This window comes from Halolactibacillus halophilus (assembly GCF_900115605.1).
Taxonomy (GTDB): Bacteria; Bacillota; Bacilli; order Bacillales; family Amphibacillaceae; genus Halolactibacillus; species Halolactibacillus halophilus.
Map to the genome: position 1 here is coordinate 1 of NZ_FOXC01000066.1, position 5213 is coordinate 5213.

Here is a 5213-nt window from a genome sequence, read left to right on the forward strand (position 1 = left end):
TGCTTAGTTGAACGAGCATGGGTCGCCTTTAGGGTGTCCTTACGGAATCCCCTTCCTCAAACATTCGTGAGAATGTTAGGTGGGGGTAGTTCAATCATGGCGACCCTCCCATGTCTCACGGTACCTATGTGCGCAAATGCCTTCGTTTAATCTCTCCATGATGGATGTCAGAAATGCTCCTTTGGTGGGTCTAGGCCCTAATGGAAATAATATCGACCGGCTAATCCGCGCTTCAATTGTTTAGATATAACGGTGTGCCATCAGCGTTATTTTAAAAATAACTTATTCTATAGAGGGAATGACAGTTAATATGAATGAAATTATAAATACTGATGTTGTAAAAGTATTAGAAAGTTATCCAGAATGGGCAGCAGAAAAACTTATGATTATTCGTAAATTAATTCTAGATACAGCATTAGAAATTAAAAAAATGAATCAATTGGAAGAGACATTGAAGTGGGGAGAACCAAGTTATGTTGCTGAAGAAGGTAGCACAATTAGAATTGCCTGGAAAAAAGGAAAACCGAACCAATATGCAATGTATTTTAATTGCAATACGGTTTTAGTTGAAACATTTAAAGAGAGTTATTCTGATATTTTTAAATTTGAAGGAAATAGAGCTATTGTATTTAATGAAAATGATGAGATCCCAGTAGAAGCTTTAAAGCATTGTATAGAATTATCTTTGACTTACCATCGTATAAAACATTTACCTATGTTAGGTATTTAAATATTAACATTGTGAGTTTGTCTTAATGTAACATAAGATAAACTCATAAATAGAGAATAACGACAACTCTATCGAGGCGTAGCTCGTTTTTTGAGCCGCGCCTTTATGGCTTCTAGTCTTTGAATCGGTCACACCACGTCACGGTCCTAGTTTCGTTGAGCAAGAACTTATCCCTGCTAAAAAGGCAAAGGGGATTTTTTTGACCTTACAATTCAGGGAAAAACAAAAAGACAATACTTATTCATATTTTGAATAAATGTTGTCTTTTTTGATTATAATTAAACTTACATTAAGAAAATCGTTAGATTTACAGTGGCCATTTTAAAAATCTAAATGGTTTTATTTTTTAAAAGAGAAATTATGAAATGAATGTTACTTGTTAAAAAACTGTGGTAAGTAATCTTTATGAGCTTCCATCATTTCATCGACAATCTCTCGTGCCACGGTATCAGATGGTGTGAGTGGATTAATTGATAAAGCAAGGACAGCTAAATCAATGTCGCCTGTGACAGCAGCTTCAGCACTAATACGCTCGAATGATTTAATTTGCTGAACAAGTCCGCGTACCGCAACCGGCAAATCACCAATCGCAATCGGTTTTGGTCCATCTTTTGTGATCACGGAACTAATTTCTACCGCTGAATCATTTGGAATTGAGGCAATCGCACCGTTGTTCCGGGTATTGACCGGTTGAATGTCCCGTTTATCATTGTAAATTGAAGTAATCAGGCGCACGGCCGCATCAGAATAATAAGCCCCACCACGTTCCTCGAGTTGCGGTGGCTTAATATCAAGAGTGTCATCTTTATATAGTTCAAATAATTCTTTCTCTAGTTTCGATACAACTTCTGCACGTGTCCCTTGTTCCTTTGCTTCTTTTTGTTGTTTCTCTAACATATCGCGGTGTTTGTAATAATAGTTGTGATACGGGCAAGTGAGTACGCCAAGGGCACGGATAAAGGATGGGTCATAACCAATCCCTTCAATGTTTTTCACAAAGCTTGTTTGTTCTGGGTCGGTGAGTTTTTCGACGACGTGTTTGGTCACATTCTCACCATCTAAGAATACATTTAAGCCGTAAACCATATGATTTAATCCGGCAAAGTCAATCCGTACCCGGCTATGGTCAACATCGAGTAATTTACTGACACCCATCTCAATGCCAATTGGGACATTGCAGAGGCCAACAACTTTTTCAATGTTTGAGTAACGTAAGACTGCTTCAGTGACCATCCCAGCTGGATTCGTGAAGTTAATCAGCCAAGCGTCAGGACAGAGGCGCTCCATATCGCGGGTAATGTCTAGAATCACTGGAATTGTGCGCAATCCTTTAAACAAGCCACCTGGTCCATTCGTTTCTTGACCAATCACATCATATTTCAGTGGAATCCGTTCATCTTTTTTACGTGCTTCAAGTAATCCGACCCGAAACTGCGTAGTCACAAAATCGGCTTCCTTTAATGCTTCTTCTCTATCAAGTGTGAGTTCAATGCGAATATCTAAACCTGCTTTTTTCACCATCCGTTTGGCTAAGTTACCAACAATCTCTAACTTTTCTTTTCCTGCCTCAATATCGACAAGCCAGAGCTCTGTCAGTGGAAATTCATCGTAGCGCTTTATAAACCCTTCAATAAGTTCAGGTGTGTAACTTGACCCACCGCCAATCGTAGCGACTTTTAACTTCTTTGTCATCTGTATTACCCCCTAAAAATTTGATAAGGCTAGCTTAATACAACAAAAAGGAAATAACGAGTGTTTTTATGTATTCGGTTTCAAAGAACAAGGGTTGTGACATGTTTCGTGTGTGACACGCTGTGTTACTTTGCTTGCTTTTACGTTAATCAGTAAATTCTCTCCCCGGTAAGCAGTGAGATTTGTTATACTAGACAGTAGAGTAACGAACTAATAGAGTAAAGGATGAGTCAGGTGAAAAAAATCGTCGTCATAGTATTAATCTTGATCGGTCTTGTATTAACAGGGTGTAGTGAAGAAGAAGTGAAACCAACACGCGATCAACAGAAAAAAGAACCGGCAGAACAAGTCCATGAACCAATCGATGTGGGCAATAAAAACCCAGATATTATGGCGCCACTGACTGGTGAAGCGATTGATGAACCTTTAAATAATCGTATCATTGCGGTAATGGTCAATAATCATCCAAAAGCACGTCCGCAATCCGGATTATCAGCTGCGGATATCGTCTTTGAAATTTTGGCAGAAGGAAATATTACGCGACTGATGGCGATGTTCCATAGTAAAGTGCCTGATGTGATTGGTCCGGTTCGTAGTGCACGTCCGTATTACTTTAATTTAGCCGATGATTACGGCGCACTCTATATTTACCACGGGGCCGCAGGCTTCATTGAAGATATGCTAAAAAACGGAGCGGCTGACTATTTAAACGGGGCGTATTATGACAATAATCAAATGCTGTTTAAACGAGAATCATTTAGAGTAGCGCCGCACAACTCTTATTTACTAACTAATGGAATAGAAGCTACGGCAACGAATAAAGGCTACTCACTCGAACAATCACCTGAGCCGTTGACGTTTACAAGAGAAGATATCAAAACGACAGAAACGGCCAGCGACATTTCTTTCTCTTATGGTAATGAAACGACGCGTTACGTATACGACACGACTTTAGAAACGTATACAAGATTTAATGATCAAGCACAAACAAAAGAGTTGAGTGACGAGACGCCAATTACTTTAGATAATATCTTTATTTTAGAGACTGATCATGAAGTCATTGATAGTGCGGGACGGCGGGAAATTGATCTCACATCAAGTGGTGACGCTTTGCTGCTGCAAAAAGGTTATGTTAAACGCGTCAAATGGGAAAACCGCGACGGGCGTTTGTTGCCGGTCGAAAATGGTGAAGTGGTGCCGTTTGTTCCAGGACAAACATGGGTCAACGTCTTACCAACATCACGCGGTATAGATACTGTCACAATGACAGACTAACAGGACGGAGATATAGGGTAGAAGACTTTATAAATGGGGGGATTCGATGCAAATCGATAAATTACGTGGGGAACAACTCGATCAATTATTTGATGCGATTTTATCATTAGAGTCACGCGAGGAATGTTATCAATTTTTTGATGATATTGCGACAATGAATGAAATACAGGCACTGACACAACGGTTAACAGTGGCTAAAATGTTATCTGAAGGTCAAACATATCATGCGATTGTAGATGAATCACACGCGTCGACAACGACGATCTCACGTGTAAAACGTTGTTTAACCTATGGTAGTGGTGGCTATGAAACAGCACTAAAAAAACTTGTTAATAAGGAGGACGAATAAATGATTAAGCTAGGTGTAATAGGAACGAACTGGATTACTGACCGCTTTTTAGATGCAGCTCATCAAACGGGAGAGTTGCAGCTATCGGCTGTTTACTCACGGACTGAAGAAAAAGCCCAACAATTCGCAGATAAGTATGAGGTCGACGCAATCTTCACCCACCTAAGTGACTTTTTTGAAAGTGATGCGTTTGATGCTGTGTATATCGCCAGTCCAACCGCACTTCATGCGAGTCAAGCGATTCAGGCGATGGAGCATAAAAAACATGTCTTAGTTGAAAAACCGATGGCATCGAATGTACGTGAAGCAGAAAAAATGGTGGCAGTCGCTGAAAAAGAAGGCGTGGTCCTAATGGAAGCGATGAAAACGACACATTTACCTAACTTTGACTTAGTAAAAGACTTGATTGAAGAAATCAAACCTGTGCGCCGCGTCATCGCAAACTTCTGTCAATATTCTTCTCGTTATGACCGCTATAAAGAAGGGGAAGTACTCAATGCCTTTAAACCGGAATTATCCAACGGATCGTTAATGGATATCGGTATTTATACGATTTATCCGACCATCAAGCTCTTTGGTCAACCGAAGAAGATTCAAGCCTCAGCCATGATGTTAGACACAGGTGTTGATGGTAGTGGGACTGTTCTACTCAGTTATGATGAACTTGAAGCTAATATGATTTTCTCTAAAATCACCAACAGCGCCCTCCCGTCAGAAATCCAAGGAGAAAACGGTTCGATTGTGATTGATAAATGGAGTGATATGTCAGGCATTCATTTAGTTGATAAAGAAGGTCATAAAGAGGAGCGCTCCCTTGAACAATTAACTAATTCTATGGGATATGAAGCACATCATTTTGCTGAATTGATTAAAACAGGGCGAACAGAAAGCGATGTTAATACGTTTGATACGTCATTACAAACGATGAAAGTGTTAGACGTGGCCCGTCGTCAAATTGGGGTCGTTTATCCGGCAGATGAAAAATAATTTCGTTCAAAATAAGTAATGCTTATTTAATGTAAAATGAAATATATTAGAAGAAATACGCTGATATAAGGCGTATTTTTTCTTGTAGTATAGGAAAGTATAAAATTTTCGTTGATATACCAAGGGTTGGAACGTTATGAAGAGTTGAAATTTATTGAGGAAAAGGGTTAAGATAATAGT

General features: G+C 39.4%; 5 protein-coding genes. 4 read left to right on the forward strand and 1 reads right to left on the reverse strand.

The window, feature by feature from the left end; all coding sequences use genetic code 11:
- The first annotated feature begins 310 nt into the window (after nucleotides 1-310).
- Nucleotides 311-730, forward strand: a complete 420-nt coding sequence (locus BM098_RS12870; RefSeq protein WP_089834009.1) for a DUF1801 domain-containing protein — start codon at nucleotides 311-313, stop codon at nucleotides 728-730.
- Nucleotides 731-1102: 372 nt separating this feature from the next.
- Here the strand turns inward: BM098_RS12870 and BM098_RS12875 are convergent, their stop codons facing one another.
- The gene (locus tag BM098_RS12875; protein WP_089834011.1) at nucleotides 1103-2422 is read right to left on the reverse strand and encodes a 6-phospho-beta-glucosidase; all 1320 of its coding nucleotides are present in this window, start codon (nucleotides 2420-2422) and stop codon (nucleotides 1103-1105) included.
- 225 nt (nucleotides 2423-2647) lie between these two features.
- Here BM098_RS12875 and BM098_RS12880 point away from each other — a divergent pair, with 225 nt between their 5' ends.
- Genes BM098_RS12880 through BM098_RS12890 form a run of 3 tightly spaced genes read left to right on the forward strand, consistent with a single transcriptional unit; the run spans nucleotide 2648 to nucleotide 5033 of the window.
- On the forward strand, nucleotides 2648-3697 hold the full coding sequence (locus BM098_RS12880) for a DUF3048 domain-containing protein (protein WP_234987508.1): 1050 nt from the start codon (nucleotides 2648-2650) through the stop codon (nucleotides 3695-3697).
- A 46-nt stretch (nucleotides 3698-3743) separates the two neighbouring features.
- Nucleotides 3744-4046 (forward strand): YerC/YecD family TrpR-related protein, encoded by a 303-nt coding sequence (locus tag BM098_RS12885; protein WP_089834015.1) that lies wholly within the window; start codon nucleotides 3744-3746, stop codon nucleotides 4044-4046.
- Nucleotides 4047-5033 carry a Gfo/Idh/MocA family protein gene (locus BM098_RS12890; protein WP_089834017.1) on the forward strand — a complete coding sequence of 329 codons (987 nt, stop codon included), beginning with the start codon at nucleotides 4047-4049 and terminating at the stop codon, nucleotides 5031-5033.
- Nucleotides 5034-5213: the final 180 nt, after the last annotated feature.